A 23,400-nucleotide genomic window follows, 5' to 3' on the forward strand; every position below is an offset into this window, starting at 1 on the left:
TTCTTGCCTTAAAAAGTGTTATAAACTGGCTCATTTTAGCCAAAATGGGCTTTTAAGAGTTTTAAAGATTAAGATTTTCTAAATTTGTGCTCGCTAAGATAGTTTGAAATTTCAAGCTCCTGTCTGCGTTTTATCTCAGCTGCGATCATCTCATTTTTAAAGCCAGCCGCCAAGATATCTCTCACATCTATCTTTGGCTCAAATTTACGCTCATAGACCCCAAGCTCTTTTGCACGCTCAATGCGCTCTTTATTATAACCTCCAAGCCACGATTTTAAGGGCATATTTAGAGCAATTTCTAGTAGCTCTCTATCGCTTGGCATACCTTTAAAAAATGGCTCTTTTAAGATAGAAAAGTAGCTCTTTGGCAGGCGCATTTTCTCTAGAATTTCTTTTGCGTCGAGCTCAAATTTACCAAAAAGCATATACAAAAACAGTCTCTCATCATCCACGAAATTTCTAGCGCTCTTTAGCTCAGACAAAAACTCATCATTCTCGCAAATTTGCACGCCAAAAATTTCTTTAAAAAGTGAAAGTTTAAAAAGATAAAACGCTCCTTTTTCAAGATGCTCTGAGCGAAAAAATTTAATGAGTTCGGTATTTATCCTATCCTTACTTAGATGCGCTAGATCAAGCGTTTTCATAAGCTCTAGCGTCTCGTCAGCTATGCTAAAATCAAGTCTCGCGCTAAACTGCACGCCACGTAGCACCCTTAGCGGATCTTCTTTAAATTTCTCACTATCTATGTGCCTTAGCGTCTTGCTCTCAAGGTCCTTTTTGCCGCCATGAAAGTCTAAAATTTCGCCGTTAAAGATGTTCATCATCATGGCATTTACCGTAAAATCACGCCTAAGACTTGCAAGGCTTGGATCATTTATGTAGCTTACGGCAAAGTCTTTGTGCGAATTTCCAGTCTTACTCTCGCTTCGTGGCAGACCAAGATCGTAGTTTTTGTATTTGTAGATGAAGTAGCTTTTGCCAACACCACTAGCTCTTATGCCAGCCATTAGCTCGTCAAATTTAGCTGGCCTTATGTCATAAACTTCGATGTCATAATCATAAATTTCTCGCCCCAAAAGTGCATCTCTCATGCAGCCACCGACTAGATAGACGCGCTTGCTAAAAGGGGCAAATAGCGACCTAAAAAAGTCTAGCTCGCTATTTTTGTAAATGCTTGTACCAGTTTTTGCCTCAAATTTATTATTTTGAGAGATTTTGTAGTCTATTTTCGATGTTTGCAAGGGTAAATTCTAAAAATTTAGTCGTTAGCTCGAGTCTTTGGCTAAGGTCTTGCTCGCTAGTTTGTTTAAGCCCCTCAAAAAGCACCTCGATGCGCTCAGCAAGGTTTGCTAAGAAAATTTCTTCATCACTTATCTCCCTGCTCTTTGGCGAAATTTGCGCTATCTTTGGCTCTGGCTCGCTTTGCACACTTGACACGCTTAGCACGCTTGCCTCTACTTTTGGCTCTTCAAGCACTTGCTCATCAGCAGTTTCTATTGCTAAAAACTCTTTTTTTAAATTTTCTCTCTCTAACTCTTCTTGCTTTTTGTTTTGCAGTGCCTCTATCTTTTCAAGCTCGGCGCTAACCTCACTAATGGCCATCCTAGCGATATCATCAAGCTTCATAATCTTATCAACCACCTTTTAAATTCATTTATCTCTTCGTCACTTTTCATCCTGATAAAAAACTCTTTCATCTGCTCGTTTTTTATCACGCGCTCCTTGCGAAGTCCGCTCAGGCGGTTTATCGCGCTAAGGGCGTCTTTGTTTGACGGGTCTTGTTTTAAGATGTTCTTGTAAATTTCAAGCGCATCGTCTTTTAACCCCTGCGCCTCGTAGATCAGTGCTTCAGTGATCGTGTTTTTCATTTTTTGATAAATCCTGCTATCACGTCGCCTATCTCGCTTGTTGAGCAAATTTCAACTGCGTTAAAAGCGGCGATATCTTTTGTTCTATATCCCTTTGCAAGCGCTGTTTTTACGGCATTTTCTATAGCATTTGCAGCTTCGCTCTCGCCAAAAGCGTATCTTAGCATCATCGCTGCACTTAAAATGGTCGCGATCGGATTTGCTATGCCCTGTCCTGCGATGTCTGGAGCTGAGCCGTGAATTGGCTCATAAATTCCCACTTTGCCGCCCATGCTAGCGCTTGGTAAAAGTCCTATCGAGCCACAAACCATGCTCGCTTCGTCGCTTAAAATGTCGCCAAATAAATTTTCAGTAAGTATGACGTCAAAATTTGCTGGCGCTCTTACTAGCTGCATCGCTGCGTTATCGACATACATAAAGCTAAGCTCTACTTCAGGATAGCCCTTTGCCACCTCGCTTGTCACCTCGCGCCAAAGCTGGCTAGTCTCAAGGACATTTGCCTTATCGACCATACAGACCTTTTTCTTGCGAAGCATAGCCGTCTCAAAGGCGATCTTTGCGATGCGCTCGATCTCAAATTTAGTATAAACCATCGTATTAAACGCTCTATCTTCGCCTTTTTCACGTGGCTGTCCAAAATAAAGCCCGCCAGTTAGCTCGCGAACCACGACAAAATCAACGCCCTTTAAAACCTCTGGCTTTAGCGTGCTAGCATCCACTAGCTCGTCAAAAATGATAGCTGGGCGTAAATTTGCATAAGCTTCTAGCTCTTTTCTGATCTTTAAAAGTCCGCTCTCTGGCCTTAGGTGTCTTGGCAGGCTGTCCCATTTCTCGCCACCGATCGCACCAAAAAGCACAGCGTCGCTACTAAGCGCTGAGCTTAGCGTCTCATCAGGTAATGGCTCGCCAAAAACGTCGTAGGCTGCGCCGCCCATAAGCTTGTAGTCGTACTCAAATTTGATACCAAACTCAGCGCTTACAACGTCTAAAACCTTTATCGCTTCGTCGATGATCTCAGGGCCGATGCCATCGCCTTTTATAACGCAAATTTTATAGTTTTTCATCGCCGCTCCTTAGTTCATCTTCGCTTTTGCGTACTCTATAAGGCCGCCAGCGTTTAAAAGCTCTTGCATAAATGGCGGGATAGCGTTAAATTTATACTCTTTTTTTGTGCTCTCATCTACGATGACGCCGTTATCTACGTCGATCTTTAGCGTATCGCTCTCGTTTATCTCGTCAGTCTCTTTTATCTCAAGTATCAAAAGCCCTGTGTTAAAGCTGTTTCTATAAAAAATCCTAGCAAAGCTTTTAGCCACAACAGCTGCTATGCCAGCCTCTTTTAGCGCTAGTGGGGCGTGCTCTCTTGAGCTACCGCAACCAAAATTTTCGCCAGCTACGATGATGTCGCCTTTTGCTATTTTTGAGCTAAATTTAGGATCAGCGTCTTCCATGATGTGTTTTGCTAGCTCTTTTTCGTCTGAAGTGTTTAAATATCTTGCGGCGATGATGATGTCAGTGTCGATGTTATCGCCAAATTTCCAAACTTTGCCTTGTTTCATTTTTAACCTTTAGTTTTGTAAATTTGGGCTGATTTTAACCAAAAGAAGCTAAATAAATAATCAAAAGCGCTCTTGCAAGCTAAATTTAGCGGCATTTAAACCGCTAAATTTAAGTAAAAATAAATTAGATATTCTCTCCAGCAACCATGCCAAATACCATACAATCAGCCATGCTCATCGTGCCAAGACGGCTTGCTCCATGCACGCCACCAGTGATCTCGCCAGCTGCGTAAAGACCTGCGATAGGCTCGTGAGTAGTTGCGCTTATGACTTGCGCTTTTGTATTTATCTCGACACCACCCATGCAGTAAAGGATCTTTGGCGTGGTCTCACTCGCATAAAATGGTGCTTTTGTAATGCCAATGCCATTTACATCAGCTTTTGTCAAAGGTTTGCCAAACTCAGGGTCTTTTTCATTTTTGACATATTCGTTGAAATTTTTAATAGTCTCTAAAAATGGCTCAAGCGGGATATTATAAGCTTTTGCAAGCTCTTCAAGTGTGTTAAATTTCTTTATAGAACCCTCTTCAACGCCCTTTTTAGTATAAGCGATATTATTTGCATCAACGGCTGCTTGATCGCAGATATTTACTGGATAGTTATCGTTTTTATCGCTTTGCGCCATACAAGCAAAGATCGCATCGCTCTTTACCTTACGGCCTGCATGCTCGTTCATAAAGCGTTTGCCAGTTTTTGGATTGACGCTTAAGCCGTAGTCATTTGCGCAGTGATTTGTAAAAAGTGCAGATGTGCCAAAGCCTCTTTCAGTTGGGTTTGTGTATGGGTTTAGCTGGATCCAGCTAAGTTGGATAGGGTTTGCTCCAAGCTTCATCGCAGCTACTAGCGCTCCAGAGGTTGCACCTGGCTGACTAACTGTCTCGATATTATCTTTTAGATATGGCACTTGCTGCATCCTAAACCACTTATCAGAGCTAAAACCTCCTGCTGCAAGGATGACGCCATCTTTTGCTTTAAAGCATTTTGGCGTGCCAGTTTTATTCTCTTTATCATCATTTGCAAGCTGATGATCAAATCTATAATCCTCCCTGCATTTTATGCCAACAACCCTGCCATTTTCATCGATGATAAAATCATCAAATTTAGTCCTTCTTTTTGTCACGGCATTTGGATTTTTATCGATCGCATCGTGCATAGGCAAAACGTATCCTGCACCACTTGTGTTTTTAGACTGAACAGCACGTTTTATAGAGTGACCGCTCGCTGAGATCACCTTGCCAGTAAATTCAACGCCAAGCGTTTTTAGGTATTCAAAAGCGTCATTTGCGCGGTCGTAGATGACTTCAAGCAGATCGACATGGTTTAAATTTTGACCATCTTTTAGGCAGTCAGCGATAAAAGCCTCTTTGCTATCTTTTATGCCTGCTGCTTTTTGAAATTCATTATTTGGAACAGCCATATTGCCAGCATTTATGACTGAGTTGCCGCCGCTTCGTCCCATTTTCTCGATCATTAGCACCTTTTTACCGCGTTTTAGCGCTTGCAAAGTAGCCATCGATCCTGCAAAGCCTGTGCCTATGACGATGACGTCATACTCCTCGTCAAATTTAATATCTTTTGCCTCTAAAACTCCAGCATTTGCACTGCTAGCAGCAAGTGCCAATGCACCAGTAGCACCCATTTTCATAAAATTTCGCCTTGAAATTTCTTTCATTGTTTGCTCCTTTTTTTAAATTTCTTGGAGTAAATTATACGTCAATTACGCATAAAATAAAACTTAATTATGAAAATTTGACTAAAAATATTTATAAAGCAAATTTTAATACTAGCCCTTAAAACTCCAAATTTAAGCCTTTGCCTTTTGCAAAATTTCTTTCATCTCATCTTCACTAAGTGGCTCAACAAGCACGTTTGCAGCGTCGATGAAGTGGTATTTTTCTTTTGGTAAATTTGCCATGAAAGCTCCATATTCGCACTCATCAAGCACGTGAGCGTCACTATCATCCACGCCCACAACTAGCGTAAGCACCCAGCGCGATACCTTGCGATCCCCAAGCGCCTCTTGCGCCTGCCACGACGGAGATGGAGCATAAGGCAAGATGGTCGGTAAATTTTCACTAAGTGTATATGTGCCAAGAATTTCGTTGCCGTCTTTGTCTTGATAGAGGTGCTCTCTTGCGCTGTATGCGTCAAGATACTGCACCTGCCTCATCATCTCATCAAATTTAGCCGCAGGGCTGGCACTTGTAAAGATTTCATCTACCATAACCGCGTCAAACGCCACGTCTCGCTCCACGCCAGAGATATAAAGCGTTTGATTTTTCTCTTTTGCATCTTTTAACGCTTCAAGCCCCCACATGATGTCAGTCTCGTAGTCAAATTTTAAAATTTGCTCACTATCATAAATTTTTTCGTTGTCACACTCTATTTTTGAGCCAGTTTGAGCTGAGAGCTTTGAGAGTAGCTCAAGTGCGATCTGCCAGTCGCCGACGCCACTTGGAGTATAAACACGCACGATATACTCGCCATCTTCGTAGTTTAGCTCAAAACCACGAGCGCTCTTTTGCCACACGCCTGCTATCATCACGTCAGCGCCCAGCTCATTTGCGCTTGGCTCCTCTTGCTCGCTGTTAAAAAAGAAAAGCCCCTCAACAAGAGCTGAAATTTCACGCTCGCTTAGCGGCTTTGCGTATCCGCCAAGCAGCTTCTTTTTATTTTTTACACTAAATGTCAAACTCATAAATTCTCCTTTTTGCTCTAAAATGTCATCACCTGATCGCACTCTCTCACCCACTCGGATAAGATATCCATACTGCCTTTCACCTCAACCTCAAAATAAGGCTCTCCCACATGCAAACCGCACCTTGTTTGGCAACTGCCACAAACCTTAAGCATCGCGCCACCAGCGTAAAGCTCCTTTAGCATCGCTACTAGATCGACGTCGTAGTTTTCTGGCTTTTTAGTGCTATTTCGCGCAAGATCGACTGCGTCGTTCATAAGAAAGATCCTAACCTCTTCGCCCTTTTCTTTTAGCGCTCTAGCCAGCCTTAGTGCGTTGTAAGCGTTATCTGTGCCGTTATATGGCTGATTTGTAAATATAAATAGAAATTTTTTCATCTCTTATCCTTTTGCTAAAAATGTAGTGCAAACTGGACAAATTTTAGCCAAGCTAGGTAAAATGGGGATAAATTTATCTAAAAAGCAAGAGCACGCCGATCGTGCAGACGATGATGGCAGTGCAAATTTCAAGTAGCCTTAGGTGCGTTTGTAAAAATTTCTTTAGCATAGCTCCGCCAAGTGCGTAGATATTTAGCGCACAAAACTCGATGAAAACGAGCGTTACGGTGATCATGCACATACGAGTGAGGCTAAATGGATCGTCTTTATCCAAAAATGTAGGCAGCAAGGCTGAGAAAAATATCCACGCCTTTGGGTTTGAGACGCTAACGATGAGGCCATTTATAAACATCTGCTTTTTGCTTGGCAAATTTGAGACCTTTGTGATGCTAAGCTCGCCCTTGCCAAAAAAGAGCATCACGCCAAGATAGAGCATATAAAGGCCTGCGATGATATTTAGCGCCTTAAATGCGTACTCAAAATGATGTAGCACCGCGCCCACGCCAAGCATACAGCTAAACGAGACAAACGTGATCGCTAAAAGCTGCCCAGCCATCACGAAAAACGAGTGCTTGTAGCCAAAGCTCATACCAACGCTCATCGCATAAGTCATGTTGATGCCTGGCATCATCGAGATGGGCGCAAGGGTGATAAAAAATAGCAAGAAATTCATGAGATGCCTTGAAATTTTAGTGAAATGCTAAATCAAAATCTATAAATTTATGATAAAGAGCGCTTTATTAACAAATTTAGCCTGCTTTTGGACGTGAGAAATTTGGCTTTTGGCGCTAGGCATATAAATTTAATAAATTTAGTGCAAAAACAAAGGCAATTTTATATGTGTTTCGCAGCCTAGATGGCAAATTTATCTTTTGCCATCTAGGCACTCTATAAATTTATTTGCCTTTAAAGCTGGCTAAATTTAAAGCAAAATAGCTCATTTTTCATTTTTAAATTTATAAATTTAGGCTATTACTGTTATCACGCCAAGCCCTTTACTGGCGGCATTTTGATAAAATTTTAAAAGTCCAGTAAAGTGCTCTTTTAAACTCGCCCTTATATCTTCAAATTCGCTCTCGCTCCCAAAAATGTCAGGATATGTCTTTGAGCTTGCAAATTCTTTTAAATTTATCTTTGCTAAAAGTGCGCTAATCTCAACATTTTTCATCGCCCTAGCCACCTCTTTTACATCTGTGGCATTTGTGTAAGAGATCATCTCGCTTAGCTCTTCGTTTAGCGCACTACGCCCAAAAATAGCCCAGCTAAAAGGCTCATTTGAGCTAAAAATATCGCCAGTCTTAAGCCTCTGGGAGAAATTTTTACCAGTTAGCATCTTACACATCGCGTCCCAAAAATTATTCAAGTCGTATTCGTCCAAAAGCTCGCCGACATCGCCATTTTTGATCTTTTCTATATCATCTTGCAAGTAGGCGTAGTAGTGCGCACTGATACCCATTTTAGAGCCTTAAATTTAATTTGAATTTGAAAAAAGAGGGGGCGGAGCTATAAATTTAATAGTTCCGCCACGAGAATTTAGATTTAGTGAGTTAAGAAATACTCTTGAATTTTAGCTTTGTCGCTTGTTTTTGTAAGAGCAAGCATCAAAAGCACTCTAGCTTTTTGAGCGTTTAGGTTGTCGCTTGTTAAAAAGCCGTATTTTGCGTCATCAACTTCGCCGTTCATAGTTGTCTCGCCACTTCCCACACGTGAGTCACGGACTACCACTACGCCAGCTTTTGAAGCCTCGCCAAGTGCGTCTAGCACGCTAAAGTAAGGGTTGCCGTTGCCAAGACCAGCGCTAACGATACCTTTTGCACCGTTTTTAACAGCTACATTTACAAAGTCAGGGTTGTCATTTGCGTGAGAGTAGATGATATCAACTCTTGGAAGCTCTTTTACGCCGCTTAGGTCAAAAGCTGAGCTTGCTGTGTGTTTTCTGATCGGATTCATATAGTATTTTACGTTGCCATAAAAGACTGTGCCGATTTTGCCGCTGTTTGGTGATTTAAATGTATCAACGCCTGTTGTGTTAGTTTTTGTAACCTCACGAGCCGCGTGAATTTCATCATTCATTACAACTACAACGCCCTTGCCTACGCTATCTTTGCTGATAGCTACATTTACAGCGTTAAATAAATTTAGTGGGCCGTCTGCGCTTAGTGAGCCACTATTTCTCATCGCACCTACAAGCACGACTGGCTTGTCGCTTTTAACGACTAAATTTAAGAAGTAAGCTGTCTCTTCCATAGTATCTGTGCCGTGAGTAACGACGATACCATCAGCTTTGCCGCTGTTTAGAAGCTCATTTATTCTATTAGCAAGCTTAAGCCAAACTTCGTTGTTCATATCTTGTGAGCCGATATTTGAAATTTGCTCGCCTTTTATGGTAGCGATCTTGTTGATATCTGGCACGGCTGCGATTAGTTTATCGACCGTAACAGTTCCAGAAGTATAGCTTGAATCAAGCGAGCCTGAGCCGCTTCCTGCTATCGTTCCACCAGTAGCTAGGATGTAGATGGTTGGCTTAGCAACCGCTAAAGTAGCACCTAAAATCATGAGTAACACCGCCTTAAAGATTAAACGCATTTTAACTCCTTTGCATTAAAATTTGCTAGAGCATTATAACGTCATATATTTAAAAAATTTATTAATTTTCAAAATTTATATTTATTTAAAAAATTCTTATCAAAAACATATAAATTCCAGTCGAAACGACTATGCTAAGAAGGGCGTTTTTAAACTTTAAATGCACCAAAATAGCCGTAAAAACCGCCACTATCTCGCTTAAGCCATATGGAAACTCGCTAAATTTCGTATCTTTTAGCCCGTAGCAGACCAAAACGACCATTATCATCATACCCATGTGCTTCTCAATGGCGTCTAAATATGGGTTTGACTTATAGTTTCTTAACGCATAAAATGGCGTCACCCTCGTTATAAAAGTAGCCAAGGCGCTTAAAAGCACCGCCACAAAAAGCACCATCTCGCTTGAACTTACACTTATCAAATTTTATCCTTAAACAAAAGCAAAAATACAAAACAAAGCGCCATTGAGCCAACAAGCACAAATTTAGCTGGAAAGAGGCTCACTCCAAGCACTCCAAAAAAGACCGCCGCAAAGAGCACGCGGTAGTTTTTATCACTTTTAAACATCTCAATGACGACTACTGTAAAAAGCGCTGTTAAGCTAAACTCAAGTCCCCTTGTATCGGTCTTTATAAAGTCACCAAGTATCGCTCCAAGCAGCGTTCCAGCCGCCCAGTATGACCAAGATAAAAGATTTAGCCAGGTAAAGACAAAACTTCGATCACTTGCATCTTTTAGCCCTAAATTTTTAAATATCGCAAAGGTCTCATCTGTTAGCAAAGCGATGTTTAAAAGCTTAAATTTGATCCCGCTATACTCTTTTAAAAGTGAAATCCCATAAAAAGTGTGGCGCAAATTTACAAGATAGCTCACGATAAAGACCTCAACGTAACTCGTGCCCACGCTAAAGAGCGAGAGCATCATAAACTGCGCTGCTCCGCCGTATCCAAGCATGCTAAGCGCCATGGCGATAAATGCACTCACTGCCATGCTCTTTGCCAGCACGCCAAAGGCGACACCAAGCGGAAAATAGCCCATAAAAATAGGAATGGATAGTTTAAAAACGTAGCTAAATGTCAAATTTTACCTTCATAAAAAGCCAAAATATTAGCAAAAATTTAAAAATTTAAATTTAAAGAGGCATTTTTACTTTTATAAATTTAACTGCTTGCTCACATTTTAAAACTAAATTTTATAAAATAACAACAAAATTTATAAAGAAAATTTCTATGAAAAAGATAGTTTTACTAATATTTTTAACACTAAATTTAATAGCTTTAACAACAAATCCAATGATCAAAATCCCTCAAGCAAATAGCTGCAATATCGAGGATAACTGCATTGATTTTAGCCGCAGATACAGCGATGATGAGTATAAAAGGCTATTTGGAATTTACAAAAGTGAGTGCGAGGTTAAAAATTTAGACGCATGCATCTATCTGGCTGAGTTTTACAAAAGCGGACTTGGCGTAAAAAAAGACATGGCAAAATCGCTAGAAATTCTTAACAAAGCTTGCGATGAGAGCAATAAATTTGCCTGCCACAACCTTGGTGTTGAGTATCAAGAGATGAAAGAATACAAAATTTAAAAAGGGTTGCGATCTAGCTTTTATACAAAGCTGTTTTAACATCGCAGTTTTATATAATAACGGCGGCGGCGTAAAAAGAGACTACAAAAAGGCTGCTAAAATTTACAAAGAAGTTTGCGAACAAAATTTCTATGAAGGATGCTACAACCTAGCCGTTTTATACCACAACACCCCTGGCGTAAAGCGCGACTACAAAGAAGCGGTAAAGCTTTACAAAAAGGCTTGTGATAGCGACTTTAGCATCTCTTGTTACAACCTAGCGAGCTTATATCAAGAGCAAAAAGAGTATGAAAAGGCCAGTAAGCTCTATTTTAAAGCTTGCAAGCTTGACTTTGCCGATGCTTGTAATAACCTAGCCAGCCTTTACGACGACGCACTTGGCGTAGAAAAAGACGATGAAGTGGCGTTTAGATACTACAACAAAGCGTGCAGGCTAGATAGCGCAAGTGGGTGCAAACATCTTGCATACTTTTACTATCATGGCATAGGGACAAAAAAGGATAAAAAGCTGGCAGAAAAAGAGCTTAAAAAAGCTTGCAAGCTAGGTCTTAAAGAGGCTTGCGAGATAGTTAGAAATTTTCACTAAAGAGAGTTTATGAAAAAGCTAATTTTGTTTTTATCCTTCATTATGCTTTTAAATGCAGAAAATTTAGACGAGATGTGCCAAAGCGAGGGCGATATAAGAGCAAATTTAACGAGCTGTTACAAGGCTGCTACAAAAATTTATAACTCTTCAAGCGATGATAAAGATTTTAAAAAACTACAAAAGATATTTTTACTAGCTTGCGAAAATGATATGAAAGAGGGTTGCTACAGCGCTGCACTCATCTATATAAATGGCTACAACGACGTGAGTAGCGAGCTTAATCAAACTATCATATTAAATAGATACGCAAGATTTTTAAACTACGCGCTTTTAGATAACGGCAAAAAAGAGGATAAAATGACTGCCAAAAGTTACTTTCAAAGATCATGCGAGCTAGGCTTTAAAAAGGGCTGTGATATGAGAAATTTACTAAATTCTCTTTGGTATTAGCAAATTAAATTTTCTATCCTCTATAGTGTTTTATAAAACATAAATTTACTGTTTTAGCTTGGCGGTAAAAATAAAACTACCAATACTCTTGCGAGCTAATTAGCGGCAAAATGCCAAATTTATAATGCTCTATAAATTTAATGCACCTGACTTTTGGGACCCTTGCCCTTTGGGGTCCTATCTGAAAAGTAAAAAACATCAAGCGTAAAAGGAACGAGTATAAGTCCAACAATAGCCAAAGTCGCGTCCATATCACCTACCTTTTAAGTCCATTTACTATCTCTAACATCGAGTCACTCGTAGTTATCGCCTTTGAGTTCGCCTCGTATGCGCGCTGACCAGTGATAAGATCGGTCATCTCTTCAACCAGCTGCACGTTACTCATCTCGACAAAGCCCTGTCTAATGGTGCCAAGTCCGTCAAGACCTGCTACACCTACCACCACGTCGCCACTAGCGCTTGTTTGAAGGTAGTTGTTATCACCCATCGAGTGAAGACCGGCTGGGTTTATGAAATTTGCTAGCTCGATCTGACCTATCTGAGCCATATCGGTTTCGCCAGCTTGAAGCACTGAGACGGTGCCGTCTGTGCCTATTGAAATTTGTGTCGCATTTGCAGGGACTGTGATCTGAGGGATGAGCTGATAGCCATCGCTATTTACGATCGTGCCGTTTGCGTCAAGCTTAAATGCACCGTTTCTAGTGTAAGCTGTCGTGCCATCAGGGAGTTGAATTTGAAAAAAGCCGTTGCCAGCTATGACCATATCTAGGTTGTTACTAGTCTCTTTAAAATAGCCCTGAGAGAAAATTTTATTTATCGCTGTTGGGCGCACGCCAAGGCCCACTTCGATACCTGTCGGGCTTGTGGTAGTTTGGCTCGTAGCCGTGCCTGCGTACTCCATGACTTGATACATAAGGTCAGCAAATTCAGCTCTATTTTTCTTATATCCATAGGTATTTACGTTTGCGATGTTGTGTGAGGTTACGTCTATCTGCGTCTGCTCGGCGATCATGCCAGTGGCCGCAGTGTAAAGTGATCTCATCATAGTTTTATCCTTTTATTAAGCTTTTAGGGCTAGTTTTTGAACAGCATCTTGGTTAAGGTCAGTCATGTGGCTTGTCATAACCTTTTGATACATATCAACTAAGCGTTGGGTTTCTATAAGACCCACCATTTCTAAGACTGGATTTACATTTGACATTTGAGCGTAGCCTTGCATCACGCTGTCAGCCTCATCAAGCTCGGTTATGTCGTCAAAATTTCTACTCTCAAAGAGATTGTCGCCAACCTTTTTTAGATCCCTTATCTCTCTTGGCTGAGCGATGTAAAATTTAGAAAATTGATTGTTATTTGAGTATAAATTTCCATTTTTATCAACGGTTAGCACCTCGCCTTGTGGCACTTGGATGCCTCTTTGACCAGGATTTTGCGCCTCATAGCCACTTGGTAGCACCTTGTAACCCTCTTTTGTGACGATATATCCGTCCGCGTCAAGGCTAAAAGAGCCATTTTTGCTAAGTTTTACACCATTTGGAGTATCGACTAAGAAAAAGGCATCATCTCTTTTTATCGCAAAGTCAAGCGTGTTTGAGCTGTATTTAAAGCCACCAGCGCTAAAGTCGGTGTATTCTTCGCTCACTTGTGGCACACGATCAAGCGTTCTATTTAGAAATTTAGCTCCGTCTTTTGTGTGATTTTTAAGCGGAAGCTCATCTTGCGTCTCTTTAAAAATTCTCGCAAAGTCGCCGATGACTACGTCATTTCGCTTGTAGCCGATCGTATTTACATTTGCAAGGTTGTTTGAGATGACATTTAGTCTGTTAAACTGCGTTACCATGCCAGCAGTGGCTTGATAATAACCATTTTGCATAAAATTTCCTAATCAAAATTTGATTTTTTAGAATTACTAAGCAATCATCGTTCCAACTTTCTTTTTATACACTTTTAAAAAATTTTGGGTATAATCCACTTTCTTTTAACCAACACTTAAATCACAATGATACGATTTGAAAGGAAATTTATGAGCGCCGCAAAAGACTCTTTTTCTCAGATAGAAGAGCTTTTTGTTGAAAATGCAAAAGGCTTTTTGACATACGAAAAATTAGTAAAATTATTAGACAAAGCTCCGACGGCTACGGTAGTAAAAAAGATAGAACAACTAGCAAAAACAAACAAAGTCCAGCTCATCACATCTGCTGAGGCTGCAAAGCTTAGAAATTTAGCCGATGCTAAAAAACGTCAAGAAAATGCTCAAAAAAGCGACCAGGATATCGACGAAGACCTCGATCTTTCAGGCGAAAGCGACCTTTTAGAGTGGTCAAGATCAGATAGTCCAGTAAGGATGTATCTAAGAGAGATGGGTCAGATCGCGCTTCTTACAAAAGAAGAAGAGGTCGAGATCAGCAAGAGGATCGAGCTTGGCGAGGATATCATCATCGATGCATTTTGTTCGGTGCCGTTTTTGATCGATTTCATACTTGATTATAAAGAGCCGCTTATCAACAGAGAGCGCCGCGTAAAAGAGCTTTTTAAAAGCTTTGAGGATGAGAGCGAAAATGAAAACGAAGATGGCGAAGAGGACATAGACGAAGAGGATGAGGAGAACGATGAGAACGAAACTCCTAAAAAATCGGCCAAAAACGACAAGCGTGCAGAAAAAGTTATAGAGAGCTTTAAAGCCCTTGAAAAGGCTAAAAAAGAGTGGCTAAAGACCGCAAATAAGCAAGATAAAGTTGAAAGCGACGACACAGCTTCAAAGATGACGCTTGCGTTTAAAAAGAAAATTTTAAAAGAGAAGCTGATGGATCTTGGGCCAACAAGCAAGCTAATCAGCGAGATCGTAAAATCAATGGAGACGGCTCTTAAAAGCGACGATGAATTTGACAGAGAGCTAAAACGCTTAGAGTATCGCTTGCCGATGTTTAGTGACGAGCTAAAGAAAAATCACAAAAGCATCTTAAAAGATATCATCAAGCTTAGCAAAGAAGAGATCGCAGCCCGCGTGCCAGAGGCTACGATGGTCTCAACTTATGTCGAGATCAAAAAGCTTTTTACGACAAAAGAGGCTAGCAAACAAGGCTTTGATCTTGAGCCAGCAAGACTAAAAGAGATTTTAGAGCAGATCAAACGCGGAAAGAAAATTTCAGACGAAGCAAAAGCTAGAATGGCTAAGTCAAACCTCCGTCTAGTTGTAAGTATCGCAAAACGTTATACAAACAGGGGTTTGCCATTTCTTGACCTCATCCAAGAGGGCAACATCGGCCTTATGAAGGCGGTTGATAAATTTGAGTATAGAAAAGGCTATAAATTTTCAACCTACGCCACATGGTGGATCCGTCAGGCTATCTCGCGCGCGATCGCCGATCAGGCAAGGACGATTAGGATACCTATCCACATGATAGAAACGATCAATCGTATCAACAAAATCAACCGAAAATACCTCCAAGAAGAGGGAAAAGAGCCTGACGTAAGCGTCATCGCAAAAGAGGTCGGACTAAGCGTTGATAAGGTAAAACAGGTGATCAAGATCACAAAAGAGCCTATCAGCCTTGAAGCTCCGATCGCAAACGAAGAAGACGGTAAATTTGGAGATTTTGTCGAGGACAAAACTTCTCTATCACCGATAGATCAAATTTTAAAAAGCGACCTTAGAGAGCAGATCGACGATGTGCTTTCACAGCTAAATGAGCGCGAAAAAGCGGTTATTTCGATGAGATTTGGTCTGCTTGAAGATGAGAGCGACCGCACTCTTGAAGAGATAGGCAAGGCGCTAAATGTCACTCGTGAACGTGTCCGCCAGATAGAAAGCTCAGCTATCAAGAAACTAAAACACCCAAAAGTTGGTAGAAAACTCAAAAACTACATTGAGGGCTAACAAGCCCTGCCCTTTGGGCATCTGTATCTAAACTATTTTAATTCTAAATTTATACTCCAATCTAAAATCAAGTTATTTTCGCAACCAAAGCACCAAAAGAGATAAGCAAAAAATTTAATGTTTTTGTATAGTGTTTTGCCCTACTTTGGTGTATATACTCTTGCCTAGACAGCTTTTCTTTTGGTAAATTATTAGCGCCTATACCCTTTAAAGGACTTTCTCTTTGAAAAATTTATAGCATCTATACCCAAAAATTGTTTTAAACATTACATATAGCTCTTAGCTCTCATCTTAAAGTATAATTAACTTAATTCCAAAAACAATAGCTTAAGAAACATAAAATTTTAATTTACAAATATGTTTTATAAGTTAAAAAAAATAGAAATAAAAAAGAGTTTTACCGGCACAAGACCGGTAAAATTTATTCGCCTAGAAGTTTATCTAGTTTTGCAGCCAAGCTCGTAGTGTCGTGAGCTTTAGCCAAAGATGCAGCATGTAGCTTTAAATTTGCTTGTAAATTTTCTTCCAAGCTCTTTGCTATGTCGCTGCTATCAAGATTTTCTACGCTATTAGCGTTTGCTACACTTCTAGCAGCTAGAGCATTCATGCCCTTAAATACAGCATTTTGTGTCGAGCCGATCTCTGAGCGAAGTGAATTTATATTTTTCAAAATATCGCTAGAATTTGAGCCATCCTCTTTAACATTTAAAAAAGCATTTGTGCTTAAATTTATATTTTTTGTACCTTCACCTGTGAAAAAGCCAAGCTCGGCGTCAAAAACGTTTTTGCCGTTAAATTTAGCCTCTTTTACACTGTCGCTCATCGCATTTTTAAGCGCATTTATCTCGCCTTTTATGTCCTTTTGCTCGTTCGCTGAAAGAGCTGGGTTTGAAAGCTTGCTTGATAGCTCGCCGATCTTATCCGCACTCTCACTTAAATTTAAAAGCGTTGAGTCGGCGATCTGAAGCATACCGATCATATCGTTTGCATTTGCCATGCCCTCATTTAGGACATTTGTTTGCGAAAGTAAGCTCTCTGCGATTTGCAAATTTGCACCTGATGCTTTGATCTCGCTATTTGCAGAGATGGCGTTTAGCGCCTTTTTCTCGTTATTTTTAGCTTGATCTAAATAATAGTTTCCTGAAGCCTGGTTTGCAGTATAAGTTCCTAACTTCATATCAACTCCTTTTTTAGTAGTTTCGTGATGGATTTTACTATAAATTTCATAAAAAGTTGCAAAAATATTTCTTAAAGCAAAAAATATTTTTAAAAAGATTTTAGAAAATTTTAAATTTTCTAAAATCAAATTTCATTTTTAATCCTCTAACCTCACGGCGATTGATCTTTTATGAGCCGTTAGTCCTTCGGCTTCGGCTAGCTGCATGCATGGTTTGCCAAGGTGCATGATGCCTTTTCTGCTAACTGATATGATAGAGCTTCGCTTCATGAAATTTTCAACTCCAAGCGGCGAGTAAAATCTCGCGCTTCCGCCAGTTGGCAAGGTATGATTTGGTCCAGCGATGTAGTCGCCCATCGCTTCAGGCGTGAAGTGTCCAAAAAATATCGCTCCAGCGTGTTTTACCTCGTCCATATAGCTCAAAGCGTCATTTGTGGCGATCTCTAGGTGCTCCACAGCAAGCTCGTTCATCAGTTTAAAGCACTCTTGCAAGTCTTTTGCGACGATGATAGCGGCTTTATTTCTTATGCTAGCACTTGCGATTGGTTCTCGTTTTAGAGTTTTTAGCTCGTCCTCTATGTGTCTTTGCACCGCCCTTGCAAAGGCCTCCACTGGTGTTATCAAAAAGGCACTTGCGATCTCGTCATGCTCGGCTTGTGAGAGTAGATCGATCGCTATGTGGCGAGGGTCCGCACTATCATCAGCGATCACGCCTATCTCGCTTGGACCTGCGATCATATCGATATTTACGTCGCCATAAACTAGCTTTTTAGCAGTCGCTACGTAGATGTTGCCAGGTCCTGTGATGACATCGACCTTTGGCACGGTCGCTGTGCCGTAAGCCATCGCTGCGATTGCACTTGCACCGCCTATTTTAAAGGCTGTTTTGATACCACATAGATGCATCGCAGCAAGAAGCAGAGGATTTACCTTGCCACCTGGCGCTGGTGTGCAAACCACGATCTCTTTTACGCCAGCAACGACTGCTGGGATAGCATTCATAAGAAGTGAGCTAGGATATGCCGCCTTGCCGCCTGGGATATAAAGGCCAGCGCGATCAACTGGGGTGTATTTAGCACCTAGCAAGATGTCGTGCTCGTCCTTATAGGTCCAGTCACTTGGTTTTGTGCGCTCGTGATAGCTTTTTATCCTGTCGTGAGCTAAATTTAAAGCCACTCTTAGGGCGTTATCTAGCGCATTGTAGGCCGCCTCCATCTCTTTTACGTCGATTATTATGTCGTTTTTGCTTGTGACATTAAATTTATCAAATTTGCTTATCTGTGCAAAAAGCGCGCTATCACCATCTTTTCTAATCTCGTCTATGATGCCTGTAACCACTGGCATCACGGCACTCATATCATTGTCACTTCGCCTAACAAGCTGTGAAAATTTACTCTCAAAGTCAGCGTCGCTGCTGTGTAAAAACTTCATTTATGATCCTTTATTTTTAGTTTTCTCTCATATCTTTGCTTTTGTGTAATGTTACCCAAAATTCCACCCTGGTGGATATATAAAATTTCGCTCCCAAGCTTATCTAAATTTGCAAAAAGCGTCATAAAGCCCACCGGGTCGTAGATAAGCTCAAACTCCACGCCACTTTTGCACACTTCAAGCCAAATTTCATAAAGCTCAGGGTATAAATTTCCAAAATGATACTTCTTTGGCGGATTTAAAATTTGCACTTTGCTATCTTTATCTAGCTCGTAAATTTGCTTTTTTAGATAGTCGCTATCTCCTACGCAAGGGGCTGTAAAGACCCTAAGATCGGTGTGCTTTGCTAGGTAGCATGCGCTAGTGCCTGTGCCTGAGGGCAAGAATATATCAGGCCTTATGCCACTTTTTTTGCTCCACTCATTTATCTCATTTGCTTGCGTGATAAAGCCAAGCTCAGCCTCACTCTGCGCCACGCCCTCGTTTATAAAGAGCGCGTTTTTACTCTTTGCTAGCTCTTTAGCAAATTTCTCACGCTCCTCTTTTACGAAAATTTCCATGCCATTTTCAAGTGCAAATTTGAAATTTCCAACTGGATCTTGCTCTAAATTTGAGCTAAGATGAGAGACGACGTAGTAAAATTTAAGCCCTTTTAGCTTGACAAAAAGACTTAGACTATACATCGCGTTTGACTGGCTTGAGCCGTGAGATACGATGGCTTTGATGCCGCTAAGATCGGCCTTTAGAAAATACTCCAGCTTTCTTGCTTTGTTGCCGTTAAACTCGCCTAGCAGATCGTCCCTTAAAAGCCAAAATTCTCGCCCTCTTAAGCGAATTTTATCAATCACCCTTAAACTCCAAAAATTTCTCTATCTCGTTGATAGCCTCTTTGTTTGAGAGTGAAAATTTGATCTCTATGCGCCTTGAAGCGTCCTTATCCTCGGCTCCATCTTTAAAAACTAGCTCGTTGTAGCTTCTGCCACTTGCGACAAGCAGCTTTCTAAGGCGTGCATCGTCACTAAATGAATTTATAAACTCCATCACCGCGTAGGCTCTTTTTTGCGAAAGCTCTAGGTTATAAATGTAACTTCCATCGCTATCCGTAAAGCCCTCTATGACGATCTGATCGATATTTGAGGCGATCTCTTTATCATTTAAAAGCACGTCAAAATACTTACTAAGCGTGGCCTTTAGTTCCTCTTTGACCTCTTCTTTTAAGACCGCACTGCCCTTATCAAAAAGCACTGAAGAGCTAAGCTTTAGTGCGCCTGAGTTTGGATCGATCTCGATGCTTGATCCTAGCCTATCTTTTAGGGCTGAGATCACTTTTACCCTTATGCCGGTTAGGTTTTTGACCCTGTCACGAGTGACGTTTAGATCTCTTAAAAGCTCGTCATATCTAGCCTCTTTTTTGCTCACTTGCTCGAGCAAAAAGGCGATCTTGGCTAAATTTTTCTCGCCGCTTGCATTTGCGTCGCTAAGCGCTCTATCTTTTGATGAAATTTCATCATTTAGCACGATCATCTTTTGATTTAGATCAAAAATGCTGGCATTTAGCTCTTTTATGCTCGCATTTGCGTCCTTGTTTTCCTCTATGAGCTGGGCTAGTTTTTCTTTTAGGGCGTCTATTTGTATGACAAAAATTTCATTTGATTTTTTTAAATTTATATTTTCGTCGCTTATCTTTGAAAGCTCGCTTTTTAGGGCATCATTTAGCTCTTCAAGGGTGAAATTTTTGCCCTGAGCGTCTTTTAAATTTGCTAGTGCTGCGATGATGGCTTGCTCTTTATTTTCAAGAGTGTTTTGAGTTAGGACGTATTTTACGACGACAGCGCCGATAAGCAGCATAAAAACAAAGAGCAGACCAGCCATCAAGTCTGCGTAAGAAACCCAAAAGCTCGATTGATCCTCGTTATTTTTGTTTATTTTCATTGCACTAGATTTTCGATTTTTTCTATTACAGAATTTGCTTCTTTATCGATCTCGTCTATGTTTTTCTTAAGCTCAGCAATGAGGCTCTCGCGCTCTTTTTCACGCTCCAAGCTCCTGCCCTCTTGCTCATAAGCCGCCTTAAATATCGTCGCACTCTCCACGAGCGAGGCTCTAAATGCCTTTAACGCCTCGTTTTGCTCTTTCATGAGCGAGTAAGAAAACTCCCTTAAAACCTTGTCAAAGCTCTTTATAGTCTGCTCAAATTTAAGCTGACCCTCTTTTGTGGCATTTAAATTTCTGCTAAAAATTTCGCCAAGCTTTGCATGCTCGGTTAAAATTTTAACCTCCATATCTTTAAAGGCGTTAGAAAACGCACCAACTGCCTTTAGTATATCGGAGTGGATCTTTACAAATTCATCTTGTTTTAGCCCAGATTCATTTAGCATTTTTAAACTTGCGCTAAGTTCTGCTTTGCTTTGATTGATGATATTTTTCTCAACCTCACAAAGCTCTTTTAGGCTCTTAAATTTCTCATTTGTCTGCTCGCTTAGCTCTTTTATAAATTTATCGTCAAGCACCATTTTAAAGGCGTCGTGACTATCTTTAAAGTAGCCTACACTTGCCTTCATGAAATTTGCATTTAGCTCATTTTCCTGCCAGAAAAACTCACGGCTTAGCTCTTTTTGCTCGCTATAAAATCTCTCAAATTTACTAATGCCGATCTTTTCAAAAAACATCCACCAAAGCGCTAAAAATATGCCATATATCGATACATAAAACGCCGTAGCTACGCCGTTTAGCAGTATAGCGATCTCTTTTTCAAGTCCGTTTGCAGTGCTTGAACTAAAGCTTGGCATAGAGATAGCGATACTGATAAATGTGCCCAAAATTCCAAGCATAGGAAAGACTGCTTGGCCGATGTTTGCTAGGTTGTCATTTCTAAAATTTCTTGTGTAACTCTCAAAAAAATCTTCAAATTTTGCATTTGCCTTTTTGACGCTTGAGATTTCAAAGAGATGAGCGATGATAAATTCTTTTAGCCTTATCTTGTAGTCTTTGGCATTTGCTAAGAAATTTGAGTAAGCTACCAAGGCGCTATGGCGTGAAAATACAAAAGCAACAAAGAGTATAACGCCCATCATCACGATGGTGTGAAGCTTCATCTGAAAATTTATAATGCCAAGATACGCTAGTATCGCCAAGATGTAGATGACTAAAGGGATAAAGATAACTTTAAAAAAGACAAAGAAAGAGTGAGCTTGGCGCTCTTTTGGCACGCTTAGCTCACTAAAATCATTTTGATTTTGCATAGGACTAGTTCCTATTTAGGCAGTTTAAGTCGCTAAAAGCAGTCTGAAGACGCTTAACCATGCTCTCCTCGCCACTTCTTAGCCATTTCCTTGGATCGTAGTATTTTTTATTTGGCTTATCCTCACCCTCTGGGTTGCCGATCTGCCCTTGCAAGTATGCTCTATTTTTAGCCTCATACTCGCGCACGCCGTCCCAGAAAGCCCACTGCGTATCAGTATCAATGTTCATCTTGATAACGCCGTAACTCACAGCATTTTTGATATCTTTTAGCTCACTGCCACTACCGCCATGAAATACAAAATTTACAGGTTTGTCGCTTTTTGTATTAAATTTCTTTGCCACATAGGCTTGTGAGTTTTTAAGAATTTCTGGTCTTAGCACAACATTGCCTGGTTTATAGACACCATGAACATTGCCAAAACTAGCTGCGATGCTAAATTTATCGCTTATCTTACTTAGTCTTTCATAAGCAAGCGCGACGTCCTCTGGCTGAGTGTAGAGAAGCGCGTTATCAACGCTTGTGTTATCTACGCCATCTTCTTCGCCACCAGTGACGCCAAGCTCGATCTCTAGGCTGATGCCAAGCTCGCTAAGCTCTTTTAGATACTTCTCGCACGTGCTTAAATTTTCGTTGATATTCTCTTCACTAAGATCAAGCATGTGAGAGCTAAAAAGTGGCACGCCGTGAGTTTTTTTATACTCATGACTTGCTTTTACTAGCTCATCTATCCAAGGCAAAAGCTTTCTAGCAGCGTGGTCAGTGTGTAAGATGACTGGCACGCCGTAAGCCTTGGCAAGCAAATGAACATGCTTTGCTCCAGCGATCGCACCAAGAACGGCTGCGTTTTCGCAGGCTTTACCAGCGTAAAAACCTGCACCGCCATTACTAAACTGAACGATAACAGGCGAGTTAGCAACCTTTGCCGCTTCTAAAACAGCATTTACTGAGTCGCTGCCTACGACATTTACAGCAGGTATTGCAAAACCTTGCTCTTTGGCATAAGCATAAAGTTTTGTTACATCATCTCCGCTTAAAACACCAGGTTTTACGATATCCAAAACGCCCATTTTATCCTCCAAATTTTATTTGTATTCTATCTTTGCTTTTTGGCGTAGAGCTTCACTTTTTTGTCTAACAGCAGCTTGGAATTTCTCCATTTTTACAGCTTGCTCGATCTCTGGTTTTGCTTGTTCAAAGCTTACAGTGCCAGCTGCCTTGCCATCTTCTTTTAAGATAACGTGGTAGCCAAACTGAGTTTTAACTGGTTTAGTTGAAACTGTGCCATTAGCCATTGAAAATGCTGCGTCTGCAAAAGGTTTTACCATTTGGCTTTGACCAAACCAGCCAAGCTCGCCGCCATGTGCTGCTGAGCCTTTGTCGATTGATTTTTGGCTTGCTAGCTCTGCAAATTTCTTAGTTAGAGCCTCGCCTTTTAAATTTTTAAGTTGAGCGATGATATCGTTTGCTGTTTTTTCATCTTCAACTAAGATATGTCTTGCTCTTGCTTGAGCTGGTTGGTTCATGCTAGCTTTGTTTTTGTTGTAAAAATCTCTTAAATCGCTATCGCTTACTTTTATGCCGTCAAATAATTTTCTCATATAAAGCTCAACTGCAATGCCTTCTTGTGCAGCTTTTACAGCCTTGATGTAATCAACTTCTTTTTCAATGCCTGTCGCTTTTGCGTCTTTTAAAAGAAGTTTTCTGTTGATTAGATCGTCGATTATACGTTTTTTCTCATTTGGTTGAAGCTTGCTAGCGTCAAAACCTGGCATAGCCGCTGATAAAAGTGCTGAGATATCGCTATCGTTTATAGCATCGCCATCAACTGTTGCAACTACTGCTGCATTTAGAGTGACAGCTGCAGCTAAACTTAAAACTGCTGGAAACAAAAATTTTTTCATATAAATCCTTTAAAAAATTGATTTTATGGGCAAAATTATATCAAATAATGCGGTAACTTT

Annotated in this window: 26 protein-coding genes; 4 read left to right on the forward strand and 22 right to left on the reverse strand. The window is 40.6% G+C overall.

Annotated elements, in window-relative coordinates; translation table 11 throughout:
* Window positions 1-68 precede the first annotated feature (68 nt).
* The 13 genes from CVS91_RS04120 to CVS91_RS04180 form a co-directional block, all read right to left on the reverse strand.
* Window positions 69-1,241 carry a CCA tRNA nucleotidyltransferase gene (locus CVS91_RS04120; RefSeq protein ID WP_107830498.1) on the reverse strand — a complete coding sequence of 391 codons (1,173 nt, stop codon included), beginning with the start codon at window positions 1,239-1,241 and terminating at the stop codon, window positions 69-71.
* Window positions 1,201-1,641, reverse strand: a complete 441-nt coding sequence (locus CVS91_RS04125; protein ID WP_199906228.1) for a CiaD-like domain-containing protein — start codon at window positions 1,639-1,641, stop codon at window positions 1,201-1,203. Before CVS91_RS04125 ends, CVS91_RS04120 begins: the two co-directional genes overlap by 41 nt.
* Window positions 1,623-1,868, reverse strand: coding sequence for a hypothetical protein (locus tag CVS91_RS04130; protein WP_002941772.1), 246 nt, complete (start codon window positions 1,866-1,868; stop codon window positions 1,623-1,625). The genes CVS91_RS04125 and CVS91_RS04130 overlap by 19 nt, the downstream gene beginning before the upstream one ends.
* Window positions 1,865-2,932 carry a 3-isopropylmalate dehydrogenase gene (gene leuB, locus CVS91_RS04135; RefSeq protein ID WP_009294095.1) on the reverse strand — a complete coding sequence of 356 codons (1,068 nt, stop codon included), beginning with the start codon at window positions 2,930-2,932 and terminating at the stop codon, window positions 1,865-1,867. The genes CVS91_RS04130 and leuB overlap by 4 nt, the downstream gene beginning before the upstream one ends.
* A gap of 9 nt (window positions 2,933-2,941) precedes the next feature.
* Window positions 2,942-3,427, reverse strand: coding sequence for a 3-isopropylmalate dehydratase small subunit (locus CVS91_RS04140; RefSeq protein ID WP_107830502.1), 486 nt, complete (start codon window positions 3,425-3,427; stop codon window positions 2,942-2,944).
* A 124-nt stretch (window positions 3,428-3,551) separates the two neighbouring features.
* Complete coding sequence (locus CVS91_RS04145; RefSeq protein WP_021084358.1) at window positions 3,552-5,099, reverse strand: flavocytochrome c; 1,548 nt, start codon at window positions 5,097-5,099, stop codon at window positions 3,552-3,554.
* Window positions 5,100-5,231: 132 nt separating this feature from the next.
* Window positions 5,232-6,125 (reverse strand): DUF4299 family protein, encoded by an 894-nt coding sequence (locus CVS91_RS04150; protein ID WP_107830504.1) that lies wholly within the window; start codon window positions 6,123-6,125, stop codon window positions 5,232-5,234.
* A 17-nt stretch (window positions 6,126-6,142) separates the two neighbouring features.
* Entirely contained in the window at window positions 6,143-6,502 is a 360-nt protein-coding gene (locus tag CVS91_RS04155; RefSeq protein WP_107830506.1) for a DsrE/DsrF/TusD sulfur relay family protein, read from the reverse strand.
* Window positions 6,503-6,575: 73 nt separating this feature from the next.
* Window positions 6,576-7,175, reverse strand: coding sequence for a LysE family translocator (locus tag CVS91_RS04160; RefSeq protein WP_107830508.1), 600 nt, complete (start codon window positions 7,173-7,175; stop codon window positions 6,576-6,578).
* A gap of 291 nt (window positions 7,176-7,466) precedes the next feature.
* Window positions 7,467-7,958: a DUF1877 family protein gene (locus CVS91_RS04165; protein WP_107830510.1), complete on the reverse strand. Its 492-nt coding sequence runs from the start codon at window positions 7,956-7,958 to the stop codon at window positions 7,467-7,469.
* A gap of 83 nt (window positions 7,959-8,041) precedes the next feature.
* Window positions 8,042-9,088, reverse strand: coding sequence for a type II asparaginase (locus CVS91_RS04170; RefSeq protein WP_107830512.1), 1,047 nt, complete (start codon window positions 9,086-9,088; stop codon window positions 8,042-8,044).
* A gap of 85 nt (window positions 9,089-9,173) precedes the next feature.
* Window positions 9,174-9,509 carry a branched-chain amino acid transporter permease gene (locus CVS91_RS04175; RefSeq protein WP_107830514.1) on the reverse strand — a complete coding sequence of 112 codons (336 nt, stop codon included), beginning with the start codon at window positions 9,507-9,509 and terminating at the stop codon, window positions 9,174-9,176.
* The gene (locus tag CVS91_RS04180; protein WP_107830516.1) at window positions 9,506-10,168 is read right to left on the reverse strand and encodes an AzlC family ABC transporter permease; all 663 of its coding nucleotides are present in this window, start codon (window positions 10,166-10,168) and stop codon (window positions 9,506-9,508) included. Before CVS91_RS04180 ends, CVS91_RS04175 begins: the two co-directional genes overlap by 4 nt.
* Before the next feature lie 149 nt (window positions 10,169-10,317).
* Here CVS91_RS04180 and CVS91_RS04185 point away from each other — a divergent pair, with 149 nt between their 5' ends.
* The 3 genes from CVS91_RS04185 to CVS91_RS04190 are packed head-to-tail and all read left to right on the forward strand — an operon-like array spanning window position 10,318 to window position 11,713.
* Entirely contained in the window at window positions 10,318-10,677 is a 360-nt protein-coding gene (locus CVS91_RS04185) for a tetratricopeptide repeat protein (protein WP_199906229.1), read from the forward strand.
* Window positions 10,678-10,699: 22 nt separating this feature from the next.
* Entirely contained in the window at window positions 10,700-11,263 is a 564-nt protein-coding gene (locus CVS91_RS10665; protein WP_413784153.1) for a tetratricopeptide repeat protein, read from the forward strand.
* A 9-nt stretch (window positions 11,264-11,272) separates the two neighbouring features.
* Entirely contained in the window at window positions 11,273-11,713 is a 441-nt protein-coding gene (locus CVS91_RS04190) for a sel1 repeat family protein (protein WP_107830518.1), read from the forward strand.
* A gap of 256 nt (window positions 11,714-11,969) precedes the next feature.
* Here the strand turns inward: CVS91_RS04190 and flgG are convergent, their stop codons facing one another.
* A complete protein-coding gene (flgG, locus tag CVS91_RS04200) occupies window positions 11,970-12,758 on the reverse strand; it encodes a flagellar basal-body rod protein FlgG (RefSeq protein WP_002942100.1) in 789 nt (262 codons plus the stop codon).
* 15 nt (window positions 12,759-12,773) lie between these two features.
* A complete protein-coding gene (locus tag CVS91_RS04205; protein ID WP_107830522.1) occupies window positions 12,774-13,583 on the reverse strand; it encodes a flagellar hook-basal body protein in 810 nt (269 codons plus the stop codon).
* Window positions 13,584-13,733: 150 nt separating this feature from the next.
* Here CVS91_RS04205 and rpoD point away from each other — a divergent pair, with 150 nt between their 5' ends.
* Entirely contained in the window at window positions 13,734-15,587 is a 1,854-nt protein-coding gene (gene rpoD, locus CVS91_RS04210) for an RNA polymerase sigma factor RpoD (RefSeq protein WP_107830524.1), read from the forward strand.
* Window positions 15,588-16,008: 421 nt separating this feature from the next.
* On the opposite strand, the gene CVS91_RS04215 is transcribed toward rpoD, so the two are convergent.
* From CVS91_RS04215 to CVS91_RS04245, 7 genes are all read right to left on the reverse strand, one after another.
* Entirely contained in the window at window positions 16,009-16,764 is a 756-nt protein-coding gene (locus CVS91_RS04215; protein WP_199906230.1) for a flagellin, read from the reverse strand.
* 138 nt (window positions 16,765-16,902) lie between these two features.
* Window positions 16,903-18,195, reverse strand: coding sequence for a histidinol dehydrogenase (gene hisD, locus CVS91_RS04220; RefSeq protein ID WP_107830528.1), 1,293 nt, complete (start codon window positions 18,193-18,195; stop codon window positions 16,903-16,905).
* Window positions 18,192-19,043, reverse strand: coding sequence for a pyridoxal-phosphate dependent enzyme (locus CVS91_RS04225; RefSeq protein WP_107830530.1), 852 nt, complete (start codon window positions 19,041-19,043; stop codon window positions 18,192-18,194). The genes hisD and CVS91_RS04225 overlap by 4 nt, the downstream gene beginning before the upstream one ends.
* Window positions 19,036-20,127 (reverse strand): OmpA family protein, encoded by a 1,092-nt coding sequence (locus tag CVS91_RS04230; RefSeq protein ID WP_107830532.1) that lies wholly within the window; start codon window positions 20,125-20,127, stop codon window positions 19,036-19,038. Before CVS91_RS04230 ends, CVS91_RS04225 begins: the two co-directional genes overlap by 8 nt.
* Window positions 20,124-21,437, reverse strand: coding sequence for a MotA/TolQ/ExbB proton channel family protein (locus CVS91_RS04235; protein ID WP_107830535.1), 1,314 nt, complete (start codon window positions 21,435-21,437; stop codon window positions 20,124-20,126). The genes CVS91_RS04230 and CVS91_RS04235 overlap by 4 nt, the downstream gene beginning before the upstream one ends.
* Window positions 21,438-21,441: 4 nt before the next feature.
* Window positions 21,442-22,506: a class II fructose-bisphosphate aldolase gene (gene fbaA / locus CVS91_RS04240; protein WP_021092185.1), complete on the reverse strand. Its 1,065-nt coding sequence runs from the start codon at window positions 22,504-22,506 to the stop codon at window positions 21,442-21,444.
* Between the two features lie 15 nt (window positions 22,507-22,521).
* Window positions 22,522-23,340, reverse strand: coding sequence for a peptidylprolyl isomerase (locus CVS91_RS04245; RefSeq protein WP_107830536.1), 819 nt, complete (start codon window positions 23,338-23,340; stop codon window positions 22,522-22,524).
* Between the last annotated feature and the right edge of the window lie 60 nt (window positions 23,341-23,400).

The sequence above is a fragment of the Campylobacter concisus genome (genome assembly GCF_003048985.1).
GTDB lineage: Bacteria > Campylobacterota > Campylobacteria > Campylobacterales > Campylobacteraceae > Campylobacter_A > Campylobacter_A concisus_AY.

Coding starts and splice junctions, on each gene's coding strand:
- CVS91_RS04130 (WP_002941772.1), bottom strand. CDS start 1,868: ATGAAAAACACGATCACTGAAGCACTGATCTACGAGGCGCAGGGGTTA.
- leuB (WP_009294095.1), bottom strand. CDS start 2,932: ATGAAAAACTATAAAATTTGCGTTATAAAAGGCGATGGCATCGGCCCT.
- CVS91_RS04140 (WP_107830502.1), bottom strand. CDS start 3,427: ATGAAACAAGGCAAAGTTTGGAAATTTGGCGATAACATCGACACTGAC.
- CVS91_RS04145 (WP_021084358.1), bottom strand. CDS start 5,099: ATGAAAGAAATTTCAAGGCGAAATTTTATGAAAATGGGTGCTACTGGT.
- CVS91_RS04150 (WP_107830504.1), bottom strand. CDS start 6,125: ATGAGTTTGACATTTAGTGTAAAAAATAAAAAGAAGCTGCTTGGCGGA.
- CVS91_RS04155 (WP_107830506.1), bottom strand. CDS start 6,502: ATGAAAAAATTTCTATTTATATTTACAAATCAGCCATATAACGGCACA.
- CVS91_RS04160 (WP_107830508.1), bottom strand. CDS start 7,175: ATGAATTTCTTGCTATTTTTTATCACCCTTGCGCCCATCTCGATGATG.
- CVS91_RS04165 (WP_107830510.1), bottom strand. CDS start 7,958: ATGGGTATCAGTGCGCACTACTACGCCTACTTGCAAGATGATATAGAA.
- CVS91_RS04170 (WP_107830512.1), bottom strand. CDS start 9,088: ATGCGTTTAATCTTTAAGGCGGTGTTACTCATGATTTTAGGTGCTACT.
- CVS91_RS04185 (WP_199906229.1), top strand. CDS start 10,318: ATGAAAAAGATAGTTTTACTAATATTTTTAACACTAAATTTAATAGCT.
- CVS91_RS04190 (WP_107830518.1), top strand. CDS start 11,273: ATGAAAAAGCTAATTTTGTTTTTATCCTTCATTATGCTTTTAAATGCA.
- flgG (WP_002942100.1), bottom strand. CDS start 12,758: ATGATGAGATCACTTTACACTGCGGCCACTGGCATGATCGCCGAGCAG.
- CVS91_RS04205 (WP_107830522.1), bottom strand. CDS start 13,583: ATGCAAAATGGTTATTATCAAGCCACTGCTGGCATGGTAACGCAGTTT.
- rpoD (WP_107830524.1), top strand. CDS start 13,734: ATGAGCGCCGCAAAAGACTCTTTTTCTCAGATAGAAGAGCTTTTTGTT.
- CVS91_RS04215 (WP_199906230.1), bottom strand. CDS start 16,764: ATGAAGTTAGGAACTTATACTGCAAACCAGGCTTCAGGAAACTATTAT.
- hisD (WP_107830528.1), bottom strand. CDS start 18,195: ATGAAGTTTTTACACAGCAGCGACGCTGACTTTGAGAGTAAATTTTCA.
- CVS91_RS04230 (WP_107830532.1), bottom strand. CDS start 20,127: ATGAAAATAAACAAAAATAACGAGGATCAATCGAGCTTTTGGGTTTCT.
- CVS91_RS04235 (WP_107830535.1), bottom strand. CDS start 21,437: ATGCAAAATCAAAATGATTTTAGTGAGCTAAGCGTGCCAAAAGAGCGC.
- fbaA (WP_021092185.1), bottom strand. CDS start 22,506: ATGGGCGTTTTGGATATCGTAAAACCTGGTGTTTTAAGCGGAGATGAT.
- CVS91_RS04245 (WP_107830536.1), bottom strand. CDS start 23,340: ATGAAAAAATTTTTGTTTCCAGCAGTTTTAAGTTTAGCTGCAGCTGTC.